Annotated in this window: 18 protein-coding genes and 1 other RNA gene; 8 read left to right on the forward strand and 11 right to left on the reverse strand. The window is 48.5% G+C overall.

Annotated elements, in window-relative coordinates; genetic code table 11:
* Positions 1 to 28: 28 nt before the first annotated feature.
* The 4 genes from FJ444_RS02555 to gcvT form a co-directional block, all read right to left on the reverse strand.
* On the reverse strand, positions 29 to 907 hold the full coding sequence (locus FJ444_RS02555) for a DUF5694 domain-containing protein (RefSeq protein WP_140956335.1): 879 nt from the start codon (positions 905 to 907) through the stop codon (positions 29 to 31).
* 273 nt (positions 908 to 1,180) lie between these two features.
* Positions 1,181 to 4,078: an aminomethyl-transferring glycine dehydrogenase gene (gene gcvP / locus FJ444_RS02560; RefSeq protein WP_140956336.1), complete on the reverse strand. Its 2,898-nt coding sequence runs from the start codon at positions 4,076 to 4,078 to the stop codon at positions 1,181 to 1,183.
* A gap of 123 nt (positions 4,079 to 4,201) precedes the next feature.
* Positions 4,202 to 4,597, reverse strand: coding sequence for a glycine cleavage system protein GcvH (gene gcvH, locus FJ444_RS02565; protein ID WP_140956337.1), 396 nt, complete (start codon positions 4,595 to 4,597; stop codon positions 4,202 to 4,204).
* A 29-nt stretch (positions 4,598 to 4,626) separates the two neighbouring features.
* Positions 4,627 to 5,721, reverse strand: coding sequence for a glycine cleavage system aminomethyltransferase GcvT (gcvT, locus tag FJ444_RS02570; RefSeq protein WP_140956338.1), 1,095 nt, complete (start codon positions 5,719 to 5,721; stop codon positions 4,627 to 4,629).
* Positions 5,722 to 5,857: 136 nt separating this feature from the next.
* Here gcvT and FJ444_RS02575 point away from each other — a divergent pair, with 136 nt between their 5' ends.
* A complete protein-coding gene (locus FJ444_RS02575) occupies positions 5,858 to 6,712 on the forward strand; it encodes a LysR family transcriptional regulator (protein ID WP_140956339.1) in 855 nt (284 codons plus the stop codon).
* 625 nt (positions 6,713 to 7,337) lie between these two features.
* Positions 7,338 to 7,505 (forward strand): hypothetical protein, encoded by a 168-nt coding sequence (locus tag FJ444_RS21320; RefSeq protein WP_181405037.1) that lies wholly within the window; start codon positions 7,338 to 7,340, stop codon positions 7,503 to 7,505.
* Positions 7,506 to 7,551: 46 nt separating this feature from the next.
* Here FJ444_RS21320 and FJ444_RS02580 read toward each other — a convergent pair whose 3' ends face one another.
* The 6 genes from FJ444_RS02580 to FJ444_RS02605 all read right to left on the reverse strand — a co-directional run bounded on the left by FJ444_RS02580 (position 7,552) and on the right by FJ444_RS02605 (position 14,652).
* A complete protein-coding gene (locus tag FJ444_RS02580; protein WP_140956340.1) occupies positions 7,552 to 8,877 on the reverse strand; it encodes a Xaa-Pro peptidase family protein in 1,326 nt (441 codons plus the stop codon).
* Position 8,878: 1 nt separating this feature from the next.
* Positions 8,879 to 10,264 (reverse strand): M24 family metallopeptidase, encoded by a 1,386-nt coding sequence (locus tag FJ444_RS02585; protein ID WP_140956341.1) that lies wholly within the window; start codon positions 10,262 to 10,264, stop codon positions 8,879 to 8,881.
* Between the two features lie 85 nt (positions 10,265 to 10,349).
* Positions 10,350 to 11,525: an FAD-dependent monooxygenase gene (locus tag FJ444_RS02590; RefSeq protein ID WP_140956342.1), complete on the reverse strand. Its 1,176-nt coding sequence runs from the start codon at positions 11,523 to 11,525 to the stop codon at positions 10,350 to 10,352.
* Positions 11,526 to 11,540: 15 nt separating this feature from the next.
* Positions 11,541 to 12,755 (reverse strand): 2-octaprenyl-6-methoxyphenyl hydroxylase, encoded by a 1,215-nt coding sequence (ubiH, locus tag FJ444_RS02595; RefSeq protein ID WP_140956343.1) that lies wholly within the window; start codon positions 12,753 to 12,755, stop codon positions 11,541 to 11,543.
* A 6-nt stretch (positions 12,756 to 12,761) separates the two neighbouring features.
* Positions 12,762 to 14,072: a Xaa-Pro aminopeptidase gene (gene pepP / locus FJ444_RS02600; RefSeq protein WP_140956344.1), complete on the reverse strand. Its 1,311-nt coding sequence runs from the start codon at positions 14,070 to 14,072 to the stop codon at positions 12,762 to 12,764.
* A 13-nt stretch (positions 14,073 to 14,085) separates the two neighbouring features.
* Positions 14,086 to 14,652, reverse strand: coding sequence for a UPF0149 family protein (locus tag FJ444_RS02605; protein ID WP_140956345.1), 567 nt, complete (start codon positions 14,650 to 14,652; stop codon positions 14,086 to 14,088).
* Between the two features lie 255 nt (positions 14,653 to 14,907).
* Here FJ444_RS02605 and ssrS point away from each other — a divergent pair.
* The 6 genes from ssrS to serA all read left to right on the forward strand — a co-directional run bounded on the left by ssrS (position 14,908) and on the right by serA (position 19,775).
* Positions 14,908 to 15,089: non-coding RNA, 6S RNA (gene ssrS / locus FJ444_RS02610), on the forward strand.
* Positions 15,090 to 15,110: 21 nt separating this feature from the next.
* Complete coding sequence (locus FJ444_RS02615) at positions 15,111 to 16,007, forward strand: ribokinase (RefSeq protein WP_140956346.1); 897 nt, start codon at positions 15,111 to 15,113, stop codon at positions 16,005 to 16,007.
* 30 nt (positions 16,008 to 16,037) lie between these two features.
* Positions 16,038 to 16,982 (forward strand): nucleoside hydrolase, encoded by a 945-nt coding sequence (locus FJ444_RS02620; RefSeq protein ID WP_140956347.1) that lies wholly within the window; start codon positions 16,038 to 16,040, stop codon positions 16,980 to 16,982.
* Between the two features lie 71 nt (positions 16,983 to 17,053).
* Positions 17,054 to 17,656, forward strand: a complete 603-nt coding sequence (locus FJ444_RS02625; RefSeq protein WP_140956348.1) for a 5-formyltetrahydrofolate cyclo-ligase — start codon at positions 17,054 to 17,056, stop codon at positions 17,654 to 17,656.
* Between the two features lie 73 nt (positions 17,657 to 17,729).
* Complete coding sequence (rpiA, locus tag FJ444_RS02630) at positions 17,730 to 18,383, forward strand: ribose-5-phosphate isomerase RpiA (protein ID WP_140956349.1); 654 nt, start codon at positions 17,730 to 17,732, stop codon at positions 18,381 to 18,383.
* Positions 18,384 to 18,545: 162 nt separating this feature from the next.
* On the forward strand, positions 18,546 to 19,775 hold the full coding sequence (gene serA / locus FJ444_RS02635; RefSeq protein ID WP_140956350.1) for a phosphoglycerate dehydrogenase: 1,230 nt from the start codon (positions 18,546 to 18,548) through the stop codon (positions 19,773 to 19,775).
* Positions 19,776 to 19,912: 137 nt separating this feature from the next.
* Here serA and FJ444_RS02640 read toward each other — a convergent pair whose 3' ends face one another.
* A complete protein-coding gene (locus tag FJ444_RS02640) occupies positions 19,913 to 20,650 on the reverse strand; it encodes a YdiY family protein (RefSeq protein ID WP_140956351.1) in 738 nt (245 codons plus the stop codon).
* Positions 20,651 to 20,692: the final 42 nt, after the last annotated feature.

Raw genomic sequence — 20,692 nt, forward strand, 5'->3', positions numbered from 1 at the left:
AACACAGGACAATAACAGAACAGTGCGATTACTGTACTGAAGAAATGACAGTTTGAAGTTCTACCAATTGCATTTGGGGCGAGGCTTTTACTAACTCCCTTAACCAATATCCATGTCCATGCCCGAAGATCAGTACAACCCTATCACCTGGTACAGTTACCTTTTGCAGTTTACTGAATATCTTAGCATTTCGTAAAAACCACATAGCGTTTAAGTCTGCGCCAGCCTGATTATGTAAATCACCTGCTTGCATCAAATACATGTAGGCCTGATGCTGTTCCTTAAATAGTGCATCATCATTGAGCCATAACATTAACGACGTCACATCCGTTTCAACCTGTTTGCTTTCCAGTGACTCGTTAAACCTGGAGATAATGGCAGACACTTGCTCCATTAAAGACAGCTGACCAAACTCAGTCATGGCGTCCTGTACTTTATCAAACGGAAAATAATCGGGCTCACCGTCTGCTGGTTGTTCATCTATTCCTAGCACTTTAGGAATACCCGCCTTCATCGCCAGACGATAACCAAGCTGAATATGCTCGCTGACATGTTCAGGTTTCGTGAAATCGTCTTCGGTGAACGTCGAAAAACCGGAAATGGCAAGATCATCAGAATCAACCTGAACTTCCACGGCGACAGCGGTGGGTTTAAATGCCATTACTTGCTTAACAAACAAATCCAGTTCTTTCTGCTTTTCTTCAGACTGCATATTAACCGCTTTAACATTATGCAGATCCAAGCCTGGATTGGAAAAATGGTGAACACCAAGCACCATAACCTGAACAACAGGAGGAGGTGATACTTCAGCTTCCTGAGCCACTGCATTTTGCTCAAAAGCGAAAAGCGTCAATCCAATACTCACACAAAAAAACGGCAAACGTGTTTTTAACCAACTCATTTTCATGACATTTCCCTTATCAGAACATCGCTATCAATGTATTCCCTGTTAACAAATTGTACAATTGGCGAACGAAAATAAATTCTCATTCCGTATTTTTGTGACAGTCACATTACTCCCTTTTTTCACCAATATGTTCAACAGAATCCATGTCCATTAGCTTCCGCAATATTCTGAAAGGCAATAAAAAAACCTTCCTGCATTCAACAGGAAGGTTTTTTATTTTTAAAGAATTTTAGGTAGCTATTCACCACCAGCGTCAAAAGACGTTATAAAAATCTACTCTTCAATATAACTGTCCAACGTTGGGCAGCTACAAATCAGATTGCGATCGCCGTATACGTCGTCGATACGGTTAACGCTTGGCCAGAACTTGTTACGAGCAACACTTGGTACCGGGTACGCTGCCAACATACGGTCGTAACTTCGGTTCCAGTTGCTGTCGCAAATGTCTGCCAGCGTGTGAGGCGCATTGTGCAGTGGGTTGTCAGTTGCATCCCACTCACCGCTTTCCACTTTGGCGATTTCTTCGCGAATGTGAACCATGGCTTCAATGAAACGGTCCAGTTCGAATTTAGACTCAGACTCTGTTGGCTCAATCATCAGCGTTCCGGCTACCGGGAAGCTCATGGTTGGTGCGTGGAAACCGTAGTCATTTAAACGCTTGGCAATGTCCAGCTCAGATACACCTGACGCTTCCTTAAGTGGACGCAGGTCGATAATACATTCGTGAGCAACGCGATCGTTGCGGCCTTTGTACAGTACCGGATAATGTCCTTCCAGGCATTTAGCAACGTAGTTAGCGTTCAGAATGGCCACTTCCGTTGCTTTACGCAATCCGGCGCTGCCCATCATTTTGATGTACATATAGCTGATTGGCAGAATTGACGCACTGCCCCACGGCGCAGCAGATACCGCACCACAGTCTTTGCCCGCTCCGTCAATATTCACAACCGAGTGGTTAGACAAGAAAGGCGCCAGGTGTGCTTTAACACCAATTGGACCCATCCCCGGGCCGCCACCGCCGTGTGGAATACAGAAGGTTTTGTGCAGGTTAAGGTGCGACACGTCTGAACCGATAAAGCCTGGTGCAGTAATACCCACCTGCGCGTTCATGTTTGCGCCATCCATATAAACCTGACCGCCGTACTGATGCACGATATCACACATTTCGCGCACGGTTTCTTCGTATACACCGTGGGTAGACGGATACGTGATCATGGCACAAGACAGGTTGTTGCCCACTTCTTCAGCTTTCTTGCGAAGGTCTACCAGGTCAACGTTGCCGTTTCTATCACATGCCACTACCACCACTTTCAGGCTAACCATTTGCGCCGATGCCGGGTTAGTACCGTGTGCCGAGCTCGGGATCAGGCACACATTACGGTGACCTTCACCACGGCTTTCGTGGTAACGCTGAATTGCCAGCAAGCCCGCGTATTCACCCTGTGCACCTGAGTTAGGTTGCATAGACAACGCATCGTAGCCAGTGATGTTAATTAACCAGTCACTCAGCTCTTTAATCATTTCCTGATAGCCCTGCGCCTGATCAAGCGGTGCAAACGGGTGCAACTGACCAAATTCAGGCCAGGTAACCGGGATCATTTCAGCTGTGGCGTTCAGCTTCATGGTACAAGAACCCAGTGAAATCATAGAATGATTCAGCGCTAAATCTTTGTCTTCCAGGCTCTTAATGTAACGCAGCATTTCAGTTTCAGACTGGTAGCTGTTGAATACTTCATGCGTTAAAAACGCACTGGTGCGAACCAGATCAGCTGGAATAGACTGACTACCCTGAGTAGTCACCTCTGCATCCAGGTTATCAATGGTTAAACCGTGATTATCGCCCAGCAATACACTGAACAGATTCAGAATATCGGCACGGGTTGTAGTTTCATCCAGCGCAATACCCACTGCACCTTCCAGATCGCCACGCAGGTTCATTCCCTTTGCAGCAGCGGCTGCCACTACTGCGTCTTTGTCACTAACCTGAACGGTCACAGTATCGAAATAAGTAGCGTGCTTCAGCGCCAGTCCTTTTTGCGTTAAACCGGTTGCCAGAATGTCAGCAAAACGGTGAATGCGGTTTGCAATGGTCTTTAAGCCTTCCGGGCCGTGATATACCGCGTAAAAAGACGCCATATTGGCCAGTAACACCTGTGCAGTACAAATGTTAGAGTTGGCTTTCTCACGACGGATATGCTGTTCACGGGTTTGCAGCGCCATACGCAATGCCTGACGGCCGCGAGTGTCTTTGCTCACACCAATGATACGGCCGGGTAATGAACGCTTATATTCATCGCGGGTAGCGAAAAAAGCGGCGTGTGGGCCACCGTAGCCCATTGGCACACCAAAGCGTTGTGCACTGCCCAGTGCAACGTCAGCGCCTAATTCACCCGGCGATTTCAGCATCACCAGGCTCATTAAATCAGCCGCAACGGCAACAATCCCTTTTTTGGCTTGTACCGCAGCAATAATGTCTGACAGATCTTTTACTTCACCCGTAGTGCCAGGATATTGCAGTAATGCACCAAACACGTCGTGTTCCGCTGCTTGCTCTGCTGGTCCGGTTACAATGCCAAAACCAAACATTTCTGCACGGGTTTCAACCACGTCTAGTGTTTGAGGATGAACGTCGTCAGCGACGAAGAACAAATTGGCTTTTTTGTTTTTAGACACGCGCTTGGCCAACGCCATCGCTTCGGCTGCGGCGGTCCCTTCGTCCAGCAATGATGCCGACGCCAGTTCCATACCAGTTAAATCAATTGTAAGCTGCTGGAAGTTTAAAATGGCTTCCAGACGGCCCTGAGCAATCTCTGGCTGATACGGCGTATACGCTGTATACCAGCCTGGATTTTCCAGCACGTTGCGCAGGATCACATTCGGTACGTGAGTATCGTAGTAACCCATACCAATGAATGAGCGGTAAATCTTGTTTTTACCTGCGGTGGCTTTTAACGCGGCTAACGCTTCAACTTCCGTAGCGCCTTCGCCCACTTCAATAGGTTTATCCAGGCGAATTCCCTTTGGAACCGTTTGCGACATCAAATCTTCCAGAGAAGACGCGCCTACTTTTTCCAGCATGGATTGAATTTCGTCTTCGCCCGGGCCTATATGGCGGCGGACAAACGCATTTTTTTGCTCTAACTGAGCCAGTGAAATAGAAGCATTAGACATAATAGTGTTAAGCATTTGCAATGGGTTGGGGGGATTCAACTCAGGGCTTGGCGCCCCTTCAGGTTATGCAGTTAACCAACTCACTGCACAACCTGCAGGTTGACACGCAATTGAAGGCGTAGATTACTCTTCGTCTTCCTCAATGCTGTTGCCATAAGCCGCAGCATCCAGTAACTCCGCTAATTCGCTTTCGTCACTGGCTTTTACTTTAAACATCCAGCCGTCGCCGTACGGATCTGAGTTAACCAGTTCTGGTGAATCTTCCAGATCTTCATTTACTTCAAGTACTTCACCAGAAATTGGCGCGTACACATCTGATGCAGCTTTAACAGATTCTGCAACCGCTACGTCGTCGCCCGCATTTACCTGGTCGCCTACGTCTGGCAGTTCTACAAATACCATGTCACCCAAAAGTTCCTGAGCGTGTTCGGTAATGCCAATGGTATAAACGCCATCGCCTTCCGGACGAACCCATTCGTGAGATGATGCATAACGTAATTCTGAAGGGATATTACTCATGAGATGTTCCTGCTCTTTTCTAAATTCGTTTATAAAACACTTTTACCATTGCGGACAAAGCTGGGCTTAACCACTTCTACTTTAACCCACTTTTTGCGCATTTCCACCTCAACGGTGCTGCTGTTAGTCGCAGGTATACGCGCCATTGCAACGGAATGGCCTAATGTTGGTGAAAAAGTACCAGAAGTGATTACGCCTTCTTCGCCTTCATCTGTTTTTACTTTAAGGCCAGCGCGGAGCACGCCTTTTTCTTTCATTACCAGACCCACCAGCTTTTTGGTGCCCGCTGCGCGCTGCGCTTCCAGCACGTCACGGCCAACAAATTTGCGATCACTGGGTTCCCAGGTAATTGTCCAGCCCATATTGGCTTCCAGCGGAGAAATCGTTTCATCCATATCCTGGCCATACAGGTTCATACCCGCTTCTAAACGCAGTGTGTCACGCGCCCCCAGACCGCTTGGCTGAACGTTCAGGTCCAACAGTTGCTGCCACAATTCAGGGGCTTTTTCTGCAGGTACCATAATTTCGTAGCCGGCTTCACCGGTATACCCCGTGGTAGCAATAAATAAGTCTTCCGCCTGAACACCGAAGAACGGCTTCATACCTGCTACCGCTTCATTTTGTGCAGTGGAAAACACTTTAGCGGCTTTTTCTTTTGCATTCGGGCCCTGCACGGCAATCATGGCAAACTCAGGACGCTCAGTAATGGTTACATCAAAGCCTTCGGCCTGACCCATTAACCAGTTCATGTCTTTTTCGCGAGTGGCAGAGTTCACTACCATGCGGTAGTTCGTTGCATCAAAGTGATACACTATCAGATCGTCAACCACGCCGCCCTGTTCGTTAAGCATACCGCTGTACAGTGCTTTACCCTTGTCTTGCAGTTTTTCTACGTCGTTGGCTAATAAATGACGCAGGTAGGCTTTAGCCTGAGCGCCAGTGACATCCACAATGGTCATGTGCGATACATCGAACATCCCGGCATCGCGGCGCACGGCATGGTGCTCCTCGATTTGTGAGCCGTAGTGCAATGGCATGTCCCAGCCATGAAAGTCGACCATTTTGGCACCTGCTTCCAGATGCTTGTTATATAACGCTGTGCGTTGTGCGGTTGTGCTTGTCATAGTTGTCACTCAGGTTATGAAACGTAATGATTAAAAAGTATAGGGAGGCATTTTCGACACAACAAATTGGAAATTCTTATACATACATTTAAAATACTTATATAAACAAACCTTAGCATCAGCATTTCTAATCTTTATGAAACAGTTATCTTTAGACAATTTGCGCACGTTTGTAGGTGTCATCGAGCTGGGAGGCTACGCCAAAGCGGGCGAATGGCTGGGTAGGTCACAACCGGCAATCAGCCTGCAAATAAAAAAACTGGAAGAGCAATTGGGCAAAAAGTTGTTCACCAAAGTGGGCCAGCGACACCTGCCAAGTGCAGACGGCAACTGGTTGTACCCTAAAGCCAAAGAATTGCTGTTGCTTAATGATGCTATTTTCAGAAGTGTCGACCCCACCCCATTGCGCGGCCGGTTACGTTTAGGTATTCCCAATGAGTTTGCATCTACCCTGTTGCCTGGTTTAATTGGTGAATTTTCTAAACGCTACCCGGACGTATCTCTGGAAGTCACCTCGGCGCTAAGCCGGGAGCTGTTGCATCCTTCAAGACGCAAAGAATTTGATTTGATACTGGCATTGGTAAATCCGGATCAGCAAACCGAAGGTGAACTGGTGCTCGAAGATGAAATGGTATGGGTGGGCGACCCGCTGCATCCTGCCAACATGGATGCTATTTCTTTGGTGCTGGCACCCGATGGCTGTATTTACCGCAGCCGTGTAATAACCCATTTAAAACAGCAAACTACCGCCTGGAAAATTACTTATACCAATGCCGACCTTACAGGCCTGGTTGCTGCTATTCAGCAAGGGCTGGGGATCACGGCGCTGGCTAAGTCCAGTATGCCAGCCAACTTACAAGTTCTGAACCACCGTAACTTGCCCAAACTCGGAACAATCAATATCTGTTTGTTTCAGTTGTCGAACCAACATCCCATAGTAAGCGAAACCATGGCAAACTTTATTGTGCACCGATTGCGAGCCCAGCAGTAAAGGGATGGATTGCCGAATTGGATTGCCGAACGGATTGCCGAACGGATTGCCGAACGGACACTCACTTATTCATGAGACGTTTCACATCAACAAAATACCCACATATAAAGTGACCATATAAAGTGACTGTCACTTTTGTGATCCTTTTGAGGTCGCTTCTATGAATTAATATCTAAGGTGAAAAGTGAGTGTCTCTTTTTCTGTTGTAACTTGCCCAAACTCGGAACAATCAATATCTGTTTGTTTCAGTTGTCGAACCAACATCCCATAGTAAGCGAAACCATGGCAAACTTTATTGTGCACCGATTGCGAGCCCAGCAGTAAAGGGATGGATTGCCGAATGGATTGCCGAACGGATTGCCGAACGGACGCTTACTTATTCATGAGACGTTTCACATCAACAAAATACCCACATATAAAGTGACCATATAAAGTGACTGTCACTTTTGCGATTGCGGATTAATATCTGATGTGAAAAGTGAGTGTCTCTTTTTCTGTTAACAGAACTGGCTGTTTTCACGCCCTGCGGCCAGCTAACATCGTTTTATTCTTTCGTTAAAGTACAAACACTGCTCACAACCCACCATTTAAGAGCAGTCATGGACTAACTAAATTGGAGAGAAAGATGACTGAATCAAAACTAGCTGAATTAAATGAACAATCAATGAACCAGGTGCACGGCGGCTTTGCCCCTCTTTCGGATGGCTACCCCGTAATCCCGATGCCTGCCCCAATTGCTCCTTTAGGCTCAATTTATGATCAAATCGTTATCGATGAAGATTACCTGCGATAATCAAGCGCCGGGTATTCAATACCAATACCCGGCCATTCACACTGCGCTACAAAGATTGAAGCGGAACTATCTTACCCAAAGGCTCACTCAGTGACGTTGGGGGCTCCGTAAACCACACCGGACCTTTTGAAGTGATGTACAAACAGTCTTCCAAGCGCACACCAAATTCCCCAGGAATATAAATACCCGGCTCATTGGAGAAACACATGCCAGGATTGAGTGGTGTGCTCTCGCCGCGCACAAAATTCACGCTCTCGTGCCCTTCCATCCCGATACCATGGCCAGTGCGATGCGATAGCCCAGGCAAGGTGTAATCAGGCCCGTAACCTTCTTTAAGATAATAAGCCCGCACAGCGTCATCCACCGCTCCGGCTGATTTACCTACTTTTGCAGCAGCCATGGCCACACGCTGACCTTCTCGCACAATATTCCAGATTTTCTGCTGTTTAACCGACGGCTCACCAAACACAAAGGTGCGGCTAATATCTGCCTGATACCCTTGCACTGCGCAACCGCAATCCATTAATACCACAGATCCTTTGCCGATCACTTGTGACTGTCTCGTGCCGTGAGGATAGGCGCTGGCTTCATTAAACAACGCCAGACTCCAGGGTTGTTCACCGCCCAGCGCAGACATAGCGCTGTTCATCAGGCTTTTAACTTCCCCTTGCGACATACCTTCCCGTAACTGCCCATAAACAAACTGATAGGCAGTTAACGTGATCGCATTAGCGCGATGCATCAGCGCAAGTTCATGGGCTGTTTTATACATCCGGCAGCCGCGAGTTACTGGCTCAGCACTAACGGCTACAAACTTTGGATTCGCCTCTACAATTCCCTGGCTCACAAAAAAACGTACGCTGTGTTCAAAACCCACGCGACCAGAGGGAATACCGCGATCGTTGAGAATGGCCACTACCTGCGCAAACGGGCTTTCGTGTTCCTGCCACACCCGAACATCTTCACCCACTTGCAAGGATTCACGAATACTGGGCTCTTCAAAGAACGGGCAAACTACCGCAACGTCGCCTGTTTTAGGGATCACCATAGCCGTTAACCGCTCACTGCGCCACCACTGAATACCAGAGAAATACACCATCGCAGCGCCAGGTTCCAGCACGATGGCATCTATATTCTGTTTAGTCATAATTGCCTGAGCGTTAGCAATTCTTGTCAGGCGTTCTTCCCTGCTAATCGGTATCACGTCACCGGTCATGGAAGTTAACGCATCAAGACCGGAAGTGAGTGTCCCTTCGGGAGAACCAGTTGGGGAACCTTTTGGTGCACTAGCGTTCGCATCTGCCCAAGCGTTACCGGTAAGTAATCCTGCTGTCGCCAGGCCGCTGAACTTTATAAAGTCTCTTTTATTCATGTTAGAACCGATGTGAAAAGGTAGATTGTGACGGGATCACGTGCAATGCGCGTTGCCGTCCGTTGAAATACCACACGCCACTGTTGTCAAAAAAGGCATCTTCTTCCAGCATAATGCGGATACTTTTATCCCATGCCTCTATATCGATAGCGTTATTTAACTCTATGCTGTACGCCGTATTCAGGTGCAACGGATAGTCGCCATCACCAGGAACGCCGCCCTGCTTATCCCACATGCCTAAAGTGGTGCCAGCGGCATGCCCATGCAAGCCCAACGGATGAGTATAAATAGTAGGTTGCAAACCTTGTGCTTTGGCTTGTGTCAGACTCATTGCAAGCACTTCATTGCCCGTTCTGCCGGCAACAAAATTGCTGGTAAAGATATCCTGCAACTGATTGGCTTTGCTTAACGCATTTATTAAGTACTCCGGTGGCTGACGTTCGCCTGGTTTGAGAACGTAGGCATGTTGCTGAGTATCGGTGTTAAGCCCCATATATGTAATGCCAAAATCCACGTGAAGCAAATCACCGGGGATCACCGTTTGCTCACCATACCCTGCGGTAAAACTACTTTCATGATCAAACGCTTTGGCATCGCTGCGCTGAATAGATACCGATGGATGAAACCAGGTATCCAGTTTGAGCGAAGCCACTTTTTCCCGGAACCACCACACAATATCATCGGTGGTAGTTACACCGGGCGTAACCACTTTCTCTGAAAATCCTTCGGCAATGATGGCATGCGCTACCGCCACCATAGATTTCAGTAGTGACACCTCTTCGGGAATACGCGTTTCCAGCCAGCCAACGGCCAGCGGCTCCGCAGACACTACCCGTTTTTGATATTTCTTAGGCAGCGCATCCATTAATTTGCGGTGCTCCGTGAGGGTAATCCCATCGGCATGGGCCCAAATTTCCGATTGGTTTACCGCAATCTGTTTGGGATCGTGGCGCGCAATAAAATCGCTGAGTGCCTGCCATTGGTCGGGCTGAATCGCTTTATCCCAGGCGCGCTCAAACAGGTCACCCACTTTATACGGCGCAATAGCGTAAGTCCCTATCTTATTGTCGCCTTCCCGGGTGATCACTAAAATGGTGGTTCGTCTGGCTCTTTGCAGCCAATTAGCGGGTAGCAGTGTCTTAATCACCGGATCTTCATTGTACTCACGGCTAATTAGGATCCACATGTCAATTTGGGTGCGCTGCATTAATTCAGGTAACAATTGCGTTACCCGTTTTGACAGGATCTCATCGTAGAGACGAGCCCGCTCTCTCAACGAAAGCAAAGTGGAATAAGGATCGTCCGACGGGGCAGCGTTGGCTGGCGTCGCAAGCGCACTGTAGGTTGCAATTAACAGCACGCTCAACAAACAGGCTAACTTTTTCATTCTTGTCAGTACCTTGGTCAAACAGACCAGCCTACTGTAAGACGATACTGGCCGCGGTGCAATGGTACTGGTCTTATGAAATACGTTACCAGCCCATGGCCTGGGTAATGAATTTTTGCTTGAGGCCAGGTAACGCATTCGCTGTGCTCATCCCTACCCCACGGATCAGCTTTTTCACCGGGTTATCGCCGCCGAATAACTGTTTAAACCCTTCCATGGCTGCAATCATTTTTACCGCTTCCGCTTTACGAGCGCGCTCGAATGGGCGCAGGAAACGCGCCTGATAGAACGGCTGTTCGTTATTCACTAACTGCCCGATACGCTCAGCCAATGCAAATGCATCCTGCAATCCCAGATTGGCCCCTTGCCCTGCAAGTGGATGAATGGTGTGTGCCGCATCCCCAATGATCACTAGTCCATCGCTCAACCATTGCCGGGCATACCGCATGGTAAGTGGAAAATGCATTCGGGCGCTGTGCACTTCGATTTTCCCTACTTCACCATTCATGGCTACCTGCAAACCTTTGGCAAATTCACTATTTTGCTGCGCAAGCAGTGCCTGTGCGGTATCACTGGTTTGCGACCACACTATTGAGCACAAATGCGGATCGCGCAAGGGTAACAGTGCTAGTGGGCCGCTGGGTGTGAATACCTGCCGGGCAACCTGAGCGTGCGGCAATGCTGTGCGTATAGTGGCCACAATAGCCGTATGCCCGTAGTCCCTGAACGTGAGCGGAAAATTCGCGTGCTGACGAATCGCTGAATTGGCACCATCAGCCCCAACCACTAACCGGCACGAAACAACCTCGTCGTTATTCAGCATCAGCATAGTTTCAGATTTACCGGCCAGTACTTTAGTGATCTGTACCGATGGCAAGGTGGTTACATTCGACTGCCCAATCACTTTGCCGTACAACGCATTCACCAGCGCCTGATTCTCTACAATATGACCAAGACTTTGCGCTCCCAGTTCTTCACAACTAAATGCAATGTGCCCAAAACTGTCCTGATCCCATACTTGCATACTGGTGTATGGGCTTAATCGCGCTTCAGGCAGTGCTTGCCATGCGCCCAAATCACTCAGTGCCTGCTGATTAGCTGCATTGATTGCCGAAACCCGTAATTCAGGATCGTCAGACAGCGGCTTTTGAATAGGTGACGTATCAATCAACACAATGGAAACGGGAACGTCTTTCAGCGCCCTGGCTAATGCCAGCCCCACCATTCCGGCTCCCACAATAGCAATATCCGCCTGATACATATGCTTTTTCCTGTCCTAATGCCTAAATGGGCGCGTTGCTGGTCCAAACCCGGTGGTTTGACGCACGAAGTGTGTGGCCAGTGACTGACAATAATCCATTGCCAGTAAGCCTATATTCCTGCCCACAACCAAGGGCCAGTAATGATTAGAAAATACCGTTACCAAGCCGTCAGTTAATCCTATCGTGGCTAGTTTGTCTGCCTCGCGCTCTTTTCGATACTGGTTAAGTACCGCAAAGGCCCCGGGATCAACCTGCGCTTTCAATACAGCCACTAAATCTATAACGTCGCGTAAGCCGAGATTAAAACCCTGACCGGCTATGGGGTGTAATGCCTGAGCGCCATTACCTACAACAACAGTGCGATGACGTACGCAATCATCCGTTTGTTGCAACGACAACGGATAAGCAGAACGCTCGCCGGTTTTTACAATATAACCATGCCGATACCCTATCGCCTGCTGCAAACGGTCTGTAAATGTGTTCTCATCCCAAAGCAATGCGTGGTCTGCCTCAGCATGGGACAGTGTCCAAACCACCGAATAGCCTGCACCTGAGTCATTGCTACCCGGTGCCGTAGCAAAGGGCAACAGGGCTAAAGGGCCATGCTCGGTAAACCGTTCGTGAGCCCAGTTTAAATGCGGCTGGCTCATTTCAATATTGGTAATAATGGCAGTTTGTCCGTAATCGCGCTGAGATCGGCTAAACCCCAAAGAACCGGCAACCGGGCTACGACCACCATCGGCCAGCACTAACAATCGGGTTTTAATTTGTTTGCCGTTACTGAGCGCCACAATCACTGCATCGGTTGTTTGTGTTGCGTTTGTGACAGTCACTTCGTCAATTAATCGAAAACGCGTTTGTGGTTTGGGCAACACCTGTGCACCCAGTGTTTGAATACTCACTACCTGGCCGAAGCTATCAAGTTGATGTTCGCTGGCATGCAAATGCGTTTTGCCCAGAAACCCCCTGTCTGACACAACAATATGCTCAATGGGTGTAGACGGGCAGGCAGTGCTGTTAAGTTCAATCCCCATATCTAACAACGCATCAACTGTGCGTTGTGCAAGCGCAATCACCCGCGCGTCGAATCCCGGCGTTGATAAGTTATCTTGCGCTAATGCATTGGCATCCACCAGACAAACTGTATAGTCAGTCGACTGAAGCAGACCGGTAGCAAGGGTACATCCTACCGCCCCACCACCTACTATTAGAATATCTGTTGTATCCACCTGTCGTTATTGCTCCATCAGGGCTTCAATGTCTTCAATGGTTTTCGGCACACCGGCAGTAATCACGTCATTACCGGTTGAGGTGATCACCAGATTATCTTCAATACGAATACCCGTGCCACGGAATTCAGCAGCAACATCCGGCTCATTGGGTATGTACAAACCAGGTTCAACCGTAATGACCATACCGGCTTCCAATGGTTTGGGGTGGCCATGCTGGCTATATTCACCCACATCATGCACATCTAACCCCAAATAATGCCCAAGGCCATGCATAAAAAATCGCCTCCAGCTTTTATTTTCCAGCGCGGAGTCAACGGATTCGTTCAATAATCCCAGTTCGCACAAACCCGTGGTCAGCATTTTGACTACTTTGTTCGTTACGTCGGGCATTGTCGCACCAGGCACTAAATGTTCAATGGCCAGCAACTGAGCATCCAGTACCAGTTGATATAGCTTTGCCTGCGCGGGGCTAAATTTACCGTTTACCGGGAAGGTTCGGGTTATGTCGGCAGCATAACCATTATATTCGGCGCCCGCATCGATCAGGATCAAACTTCCGTCGGCAACGGTATCCTGATTCTCGGTATAATGCAGAATGCAGGCATTTTCCCCACCGCCTACAATAGTGCCGTACGCTGGATAGCGCGCGCCGGCCATTGCAAACTCATGATGTATTTCAGCTTCGAGTTGATACTCATAACAACCGGGACGGGCGAATTTCATCACACGGCAATGTGCGCGAGCGGATATATCAGCCGCCGTTCGCATAACGGCAATCTCATCTGCGGATTTAAGCAAGCGCATGTTGTGAATTAGCGGGCGGCAATCCACTATAGCCGAAGGAGCTCTGCATTGCTTTGGCCGGCTGCGCAGATTGGAGAGTGCCTCAAAAACAGCATCATCAGCCTGGGCGTACTCGCCTTGCGGAAAATACACGTTATCGTGATCATCGAGCCAGTCTGTCAGCACTTCTATCAGCGATTCGCTGGAATAGGCTTCGTCATAGCCCCATTCACTTACGGCGAGTTCCGGGCCTACCCGTCGGCCATGCCAAATCTCCATATCAGGATCCCTGGGTAAACACACCAATGCTCTGTAATCACCGTCAAATCTGGGATGATTCGACAACAGCAACCAGGCTTGCGGTTCATTGAAGCCGGTTAAATACCAAAAGTCACTGTGCTGGCGAAAGCCAAATTCAGTGTCGCGACTGCGGGTAAGCAAGTCGGCACCCGGGATCACGCATACACTATTTTGAGGCAGTTGCGCTAACAATCTCGACTGGCGTTGCCGGTGTTGCTTAAGAGTGATCATATTGCGCAAAATCCTAATGAACTGACGGCGTATCTTGTTGGTCGTCGAGCAGCGACTGCCCTAATTCATTGAAACACAATAACGCTGAAATTTTTACGTATTCAATCACTTCAAATAGCGCTTGCTCCGATTCTTCATCGTCATTCATGGGCTCTTCCATGCGTGCGATATCAGAAAAATCTTCCAGCACTTCGCGTACATCTTCCGAACAGTTGCTTAACTTTTGCTGGTATAAACCAAATCCGGCCATAAATCCCTGTACCCAGTTAATCAGCGCCAACCCCCGATCGTTAATAGGGCTGGTATCATCAGGCAGTAACAGCGTTAAACCATATTGCCCGTCAACCAACGACTGACAGGTTTGATTAAAAAGTGCCTGCAGGCATTCCACCACTGGCTTTTCAAGGGTTTGCCCCTGGTTCATCGTATCCTGCAACACCGCAAGCCATTGCTGTTCACTAAGTGACATACCCCCACTGAGCATACCGCACATCATGCCGTGTATCTCGGCACCGTCCACTACCATGTCGTGATTGGCTAAACATTGGGTTACCGAATCGAAATCTGCTGTTTTATTCACGCTTGCACTGTCCTGAGAATTTTCAGCAGATACTACCAAAACCGCCGGATTATTGCCAAAATTGCATAGTGTGTTTGCCAGCCAGCCAATTACCTAACCATTTGGTCAGGTTTTTTCAACGCAGGGGCTGGCAGTTGAGCGTTGTTTACACTATGATCATGCGCTGGGTGTCTATTTGAACGCCTATGCAAGGAATCGCTTGCAACCCAACGAAGAGGGGGTAAACTAATCGCCCTTTCGCGACGCATACAACAATGTTTCCTGGGGTGTTTGCCAGTCTATTCATGTCCCTGGCCGATGCTTTAATCTTAGGAAGTTGACTTATGGCTATTGTGCAGGCTCGGCTCGTACCGAGAAGCCTACGGTTGTAAAGATGCTTCCGCCCTGAACATTTCGGTTCACGGGCGAACAATAGACAGCGGCACTCTGGGAAGCGCCATTTATCGACGGATACAAGAATGGCAATAATAAATTTTGGCTCGATAAATATTGATCATGTTTATCAGGTAGACCATTTCGTAGCGCCCGGTGAAACACTTGCCTCAAAAGGTTATCAGCAGTTGCTCGGTGGCAAAGGCGCTAACCAATCCATTGCCCTGGCTGCGGCCGGTGCCGACGTTCGCCATGTAGGTAAAATCAATCAGTCAGATGTGAGCTTTAAGCAAACGCTAATTAAGCACGAAATCGATTGTCAGCATCTGCAATGCACCGAAACGCCATCGGGTCATGCCATTATTCAGGTTACCCCATCGGGTGAAAACGCCATTGTGCTGTTTGGTGGCGCAAATCAGGAAATCACTGAAAAAGACGTAATGCGCGCTTTGGACAAAACCAAAAGTGCTGACTGGGTACTTACTCAGAACGAAACCAGTTGCCTTGAAGAAATCTTGCGTCTGGCCCACGAAAAACATCTGAAAGTGGCGTTTAACCCAGCTCCCATGAGCGAGTCGGTAAAGTCGTTGCCATTTGACTGCATCGATTTACTGATTGTAAACGAAGTGGAAGCCGCCGCCCTGTCAGGTGAAACGGCACTCGACGACATAGTAAGCCACTTTAAAACCCATTGGGCACATGCCGAGGTGATTATTACATTGGGTAAAGCCGGTGTGATGATGTTAAGAAAACACGACACCCTGCAGGTAGATGCATTTGTGGTTGACGCAGTGGATACCACTGCCGCTGGCGACACCTTTATTGGTTACTTCCTGGCAGCCTACAGTCAGCATGCAGATGCTAAACAAGCATTAAGACGCGCCTGCGCAGCATCTGCCATCTCAGTAACCCGCGAGGGCGCAGCGCAATCTATTCCCAAACGTGCAGAAGTCGATCGCTTTTTGGCAAAACACGGCAGCTAACGGACAAACAGAATTTAGGAACTTATAACAATGACCCACAAAATTATTATCGACACGGATCCGGGCATCGATGATGCAATGGCAATCTTTTTTGCCTTACAGTCACCCGCTATTGAAGTAGTTGGACTTACCACTGTATACGGCAATATTCCGGTAAGCATGGCAGCACGCAACGCATTAACGCTGTGTGACGTTGCAGGTCGTCAGGATATCCCGGTTACCGAAGGTGTTGGTATGCCGTGGGTTGGCCCTGAGTCAGGATACGCACATTTTGTGCATGGTGATGATGGTTTTGGCAATATAGGCTTCCCGCCGTCTACACGTGAAGTTGATCCGCGTAGTTCAGCAGAGTTCATTGTTGAAATGGCACGTAAACATCCAGGGGAAATTACGCTGGTGGCCATTGGTCCATTAGGCAACATCGCCCTTGCGCTCCGCCTGGAGCCGAATCTGCCGAAGCTGGTAAAAGGCATCAGTATTATGGGTGGCGCGGCGTTTGTGCCGGGCAACGTAACCCCGGTAGCCGAAGCGAATATTTGGAATGACGCCCATGCTGCAGACATCGTGTTTTCAGCCGATTGGGAAGTGAAAATGTTTGGTCTGGACGTTACCTTGTTTGCGCCTACCGACCCAACATTTGTAGACGTACTGGCCCAGAAAAACCCAACAATGGGTGGCTTCGTACAAAAAGCCGCTCAGTTTTACATTGAGTTTTATTCCAAAGGCCGTGAGGAAAAAGTGTGTTACTTCCACGACGCGTTCCCGCTGGCTCACTTGGTTCAGCCGGATCTGTTTGAATTCACACAAGGCAATATCCGCGTGTCCACCGATGAGCTAAACCGCGGTCAAACCATTGTTGCACCGTTTGGCAGTACAGCCAGCCCGCTGTGGACTGAAGCGAAAACCGTGCAAGCTGCCACGGGAGTCGATCACGAACGCCTGTTCCAGCTATTCGTAGATACTTACGCTCTGTAACAGCGCTGCGCTGTGAATATCTGTTCACAGCGCACAATATCGCTGCACCGAGTGTTAACTGTACCGTTCACATGCACATCAATCGCCAAACTCTCCGTAAAACGTTGCGCCAGGCTCGCCGGGCGTTATGTTCCAGCGAACAGCAACACGCTGCGGCAGCCTTGCAGCAACAATTGAGTCACTTTCTGCCTGCCAGTACCAAACAATTGGCCGGTTATATGGCCAGCGATGGCGAAATAGATTTATCTCCCACACTTTCATGGTGTCATTCAAAGGGCATAGCCACATCGCTGCCCGTTATCCACCCGTTCTCGGGTAAGCACTTGTTGTTTCAACAATTCGATTGCAACACGGTGATGACCAAAAATAAATTTGGCATTGAAGAACCCGCATTAAACAGCACCAAAATCGTTGAACTGCTCAGTCACGATTGCCTGCTAATGCCACTGGTGGGATTCGACGCCCAGGGTAACAGGCTGGGCATGGGGGGCGGATTTTACGATCGTACCCTGGCACCACTGACAAACGAGTCCATGAATACCACTAACAGTGCCAGAAGACCGCTTTTAATTGGGGTAGCGCACGACTGCCAGCAGGTTGAGCAACTACCCATTGAAGCCTGGGATATTCCGCTGGATGTCATCATCACGCCTACCCAATGCATTGAACGTTAAAAAAAATACAATAGTTGTGTAATGATCCTGCAGTTTCGCTAAAATAACGCCTCATTTTCAGGCGGGAACCACTATGGATCAAAATGCGAAAAAGCAGGCCGTAGGCCGTGCAGCCCTTAAATACGTTGAACCAGACACCATAATTGGCGTAGGAACAGGCTCAACAGTAAATCATTTCATCGACGCACTGGCCGACATTAAACACACTATAACCGGTGCAGTGTCGAGTTCCGTTGCTTCCACAGAGCGCCTAAAAGCACTGGGTATTGAAGTGTTCGACTTAAACAGCGTCGATCAGCTTTCTATTTATGTGGATGGTGCCGACGAAGTTACCGAGCATAAACACATGATTAAAGGTGGCGGCGCCGCCCTGACTCAGGAAAAAATTGTTTCTGCAGTAGCAAAAACCTTCGTGTGTATTGTAGACGACAGCAAAGAAGTGGGCGTGTTAGGCAAGTTCCCATTGCCCGTTGAGGTGATCCCTATGGCACGCTCCTATGTTGCCCGTGAACTGGTAAAACTGGGCGGCGATCCTGTTTACCGCGAAGGCGTGGTTACCGATAACGGAAACGTGATCCTGGATGTACACAATTTGTCGATTGTGAACCCTCGGGAAATGGAAAAAGCCATCAATAACATAGCAGGCGTCGTAACTAACGGCATATTTGCATTGCGTGGTGCCGATGTTGTGCTGGTTGCAACCAACAATGGCGTGGTAACCCGATAAGATTGCCTGTGGGTCGGTAGGTAATACCGGCCTATAAGTTAAATAAATGCATATTATTCCAAACTGAACTATACAAACCGCTTTCACCGCTGGAACAGTTTGTGTTATTTTAACCATATAGACGTCCAGATGTCTCCCAACCCCTGACTGAGAAGCGATGTAATGAGCAAATATTCACTTTCTAAAGACAAAATTCGTATCCTTTTGCTGGAAGGCGTGCACAAAAGTGCTGTTGAAACGCTTGAATCAAATGGTTACACCAACATTGAATACCTGAAAACGTCTCTGCCGGAAGACGAATTGATTGAAAAAATCAAAGATGTTCACTTTATTGGTATTCGCTCGCGCACGCACATCAGTGAGAAAGTAGTAGAGGCGGCCAGCAAACTGGTAGCCATCGGCTGTTTCTGTATCGGCACCAATCAGGTTGATCTGGCCGCTACTAAGGCACGCGGTATTCCGGTATTTAACGCGCCCTTCTCCAATACCCGTTCGGTTGCTGAATTAGTACTGGGACAACTCATCCTGTTGCTGCGTCGTATCCCTGAGAAAAACGCCCTGGCCCATCGCGGTGGTTGGGATAAATCAGCGGTAGGTTCATACGAAGCCCGCGGTAAAACTCTGGGGATCATTGGTTACGGCCACATTGGTACACAGCTTTCGATTCTGGCAGAGCACCTGGGCATGAAAGTGCGCTTCTTCGATATCGAAGATAAGCTGGTACTGGGCAACTCAGAACAAATCAAAACTATTGACGAGCTGCTGGCGATGTCTGATGTAGTGTCATTGCATGTGCCTGAAACACCACAAACCAAGAATATGATTGGTAAAGCGCAGCTTGCTAAAATGAAACCGGGCGCAATTTTCATCAACGCCTCTCGTGGCACTGTAGTTGATATTGACGCACTGGCTGAGGCGATGGCGTCTGGCCACATTGGTGGTGCCGCTATTGACGTATTCCCGGTTGAGCCAAAATCAAACGATGAAGAGTTTATGTCGCCCCTACGCGCGTTCGACAATGTGATCTTAACGCCGCACGTGGGTGGTAGCACTCAGGAAGCACAGCAAAACATTGGTATTGAAGTAGCGGGTAAACTGGCTAAATACAGCGATAACGGTTCTACGCTGTCTGCGGTTAACTTCCCTGAAGTATCATTGCCTGAACATGGTGGACGCTCACGTCTGTTGCACGTTCACGAAAACCGTCCGGGTGTGCTAACACAAATTAACCAGGCGTTTGCGGAAAAAGGCATCAATATTGAAGCGCAATACCTGCAAACCAGTGCGGAAATTGGTTACGTCGTTATTGATGTAGAAGCCGACAAAGCTGACGAAGCGCTTAACGAACTTTCAGCAATTAAAGGCACCATTAAGACTCGCGTACTGCACTAAGTTACGAAACCTGCCTATCCGGGTGTCATGGCATCCGGATACAAAAAATCCCCGCTGTGTTGCCATAGCGGGGATTTTTTATATTAACTTTTGGAGCTGCTACGCATTTTTACCTGCGTAGCTTAGCACTACACTACTTAAAAGAAGTTATAAACCAAGGTTACCGCCGTTTCGGTATCCAGGTTTTCAATATCCGACGCTACCTTGCTGTTGTGGTCCAGTCGCAATGACACCTTCATCGACAGCGAGCCGCTAATAGTGGCACTTAACGCTGATTCCGCACGAGACTTGGTGTTTTCAGAACCCACTTCTGTACTCAGTGTTTGCGTGAACTTGGCGGTATCCGAAATAAACCATTTATAGGCCAGTGAGCCACGAACAATGAAGCTACTGGTATCATCACCGTCTTGTGTTTCAGAAAACGCATAACCCGGACCGATGCTGTATTCAAATGCCGACTTGTTGGTTTTCCAGACTTTCTGAGACCAACCACCCGCTAACGTAGCCTGGTAGGCGAAGTTACTCAAACGGTCATCTTCATACGAAGAGAACACGAATAAACGGTGATCAGGATTATCTAATTTGTAATTACCCTGTGCAGAAGCAAAGAATTTCTGGGCAGATGTACGCTCAACTTCTTCCCCGTCAACTTCAACGGTTTCTTTTTTGTACAATCCTTCAATGGCGTAATCGTTCGACCAGCTTTCAAATTCCTGCTGAGCAGTAATACCGGCTGTCATAGAAGATGTCTCGGTATTACCTGTGGTAACAATGAGACCAAACTCACCGTCCATCGTAAAAGGCTTAGTTTCATCCTGAGCAACTGCAGACGAAGCAACAGTGGCAATAGCCGCGGCAAGGAGTAGTTTTTTCATGGGATATCCTAAATTGACTCAAATCCTGACAGGCCTGACAGA

The organism is Aestuariibacter sp. GS-14, assembly GCF_006494365.1.
Classification (GTDB): Bacteria; Pseudomonadota; Gammaproteobacteria; order Enterobacterales; family Alteromonadaceae; genus Alteromonas; species Alteromonas mangrovi.

Bases quoted from the DNA above. Each gene is read 5' to 3' on its own strand.
- FJ444_RS02555 (WP_140956335.1), bottom strand. From the start codon at position 907: ATGAAAATGAGTTGGTTAAAAACACGTTTGCCGTTTTTTTGTGTGAGT.
- gcvH (WP_140956337.1), bottom strand. From the start codon at position 4,597: ATGAGTAATATCCCTTCAGAATTACGTTATGCATCATCTCACGAATGG.
- FJ444_RS02580 (WP_140956340.1), bottom strand. From the start codon at position 8,877: ATGAATAAAAGAGACTTTATAAAGTTCAGCGGCCTGGCGACAGCAGGA.
- gcvP (WP_140956336.1), bottom strand. From the start codon at position 4,078: ATGTCTAATGCTTCTATTTCACTGGCTCAGTTAGAGCAAAAAAATGCG.
- FJ444_RS02575 (WP_140956339.1), top strand. From the start codon at position 5,858: ATGAAACAGTTATCTTTAGACAATTTGCGCACGTTTGTAGGTGTCATC.
- rpiA (WP_140956349.1), top strand. From the start codon at position 17,730: ATGGATCAAAATGCGAAAAAGCAGGCCGTAGGCCGTGCAGCCCTTAAA.
- FJ444_RS02640 (WP_140956351.1), bottom strand. From the start codon at position 20,650: ATGAAAAAACTACTCCTTGCCGCGGCTATTGCCACTGTTGCTTCGTCT.
- pepP (WP_140956344.1), bottom strand. From the start codon at position 14,072: ATGATCACTCTTAAGCAACACCGGCAACGCCAGTCGAGATTGTTAGCG.
- FJ444_RS21320 (WP_181405037.1), top strand. From the start codon at position 7,338: ATGACTGAATCAAAACTAGCTGAATTAAATGAACAATCAATGAACCAG.
- FJ444_RS02615 (WP_140956346.1), top strand. From the start codon at position 15,111: ATGGCAATAATAAATTTTGGCTCGATAAATATTGATCATGTTTATCAG.
- FJ444_RS02590 (WP_140956342.1), bottom strand. From the start codon at position 11,525: ATGTATCAGGCGGATATTGCTATTGTGGGAGCCGGAATGGTGGGGCTG.
- serA (WP_140956350.1), top strand. From the start codon at position 18,546: ATGAGCAAATATTCACTTTCTAAAGACAAAATTCGTATCCTTTTGCTG.
- FJ444_RS02620 (WP_140956347.1), top strand. From the start codon at position 16,038: ATGACCCACAAAATTATTATCGACACGGATCCGGGCATCGATGATGCA.
- FJ444_RS02585 (WP_140956341.1), bottom strand. From the start codon at position 10,264: ATGAAAAAGTTAGCCTGTTTGTTGAGCGTGCTGTTAATTGCAACCTAC.
- gcvT (WP_140956338.1), bottom strand. From the start codon at position 5,721: ATGACAAGCACAACCGCACAACGCACAGCGTTATATAACAAGCATCTG.
- FJ444_RS02625 (WP_140956348.1), top strand. From the start codon at position 17,054: ATGCACATCAATCGCCAAACTCTCCGTAAAACGTTGCGCCAGGCTCGC.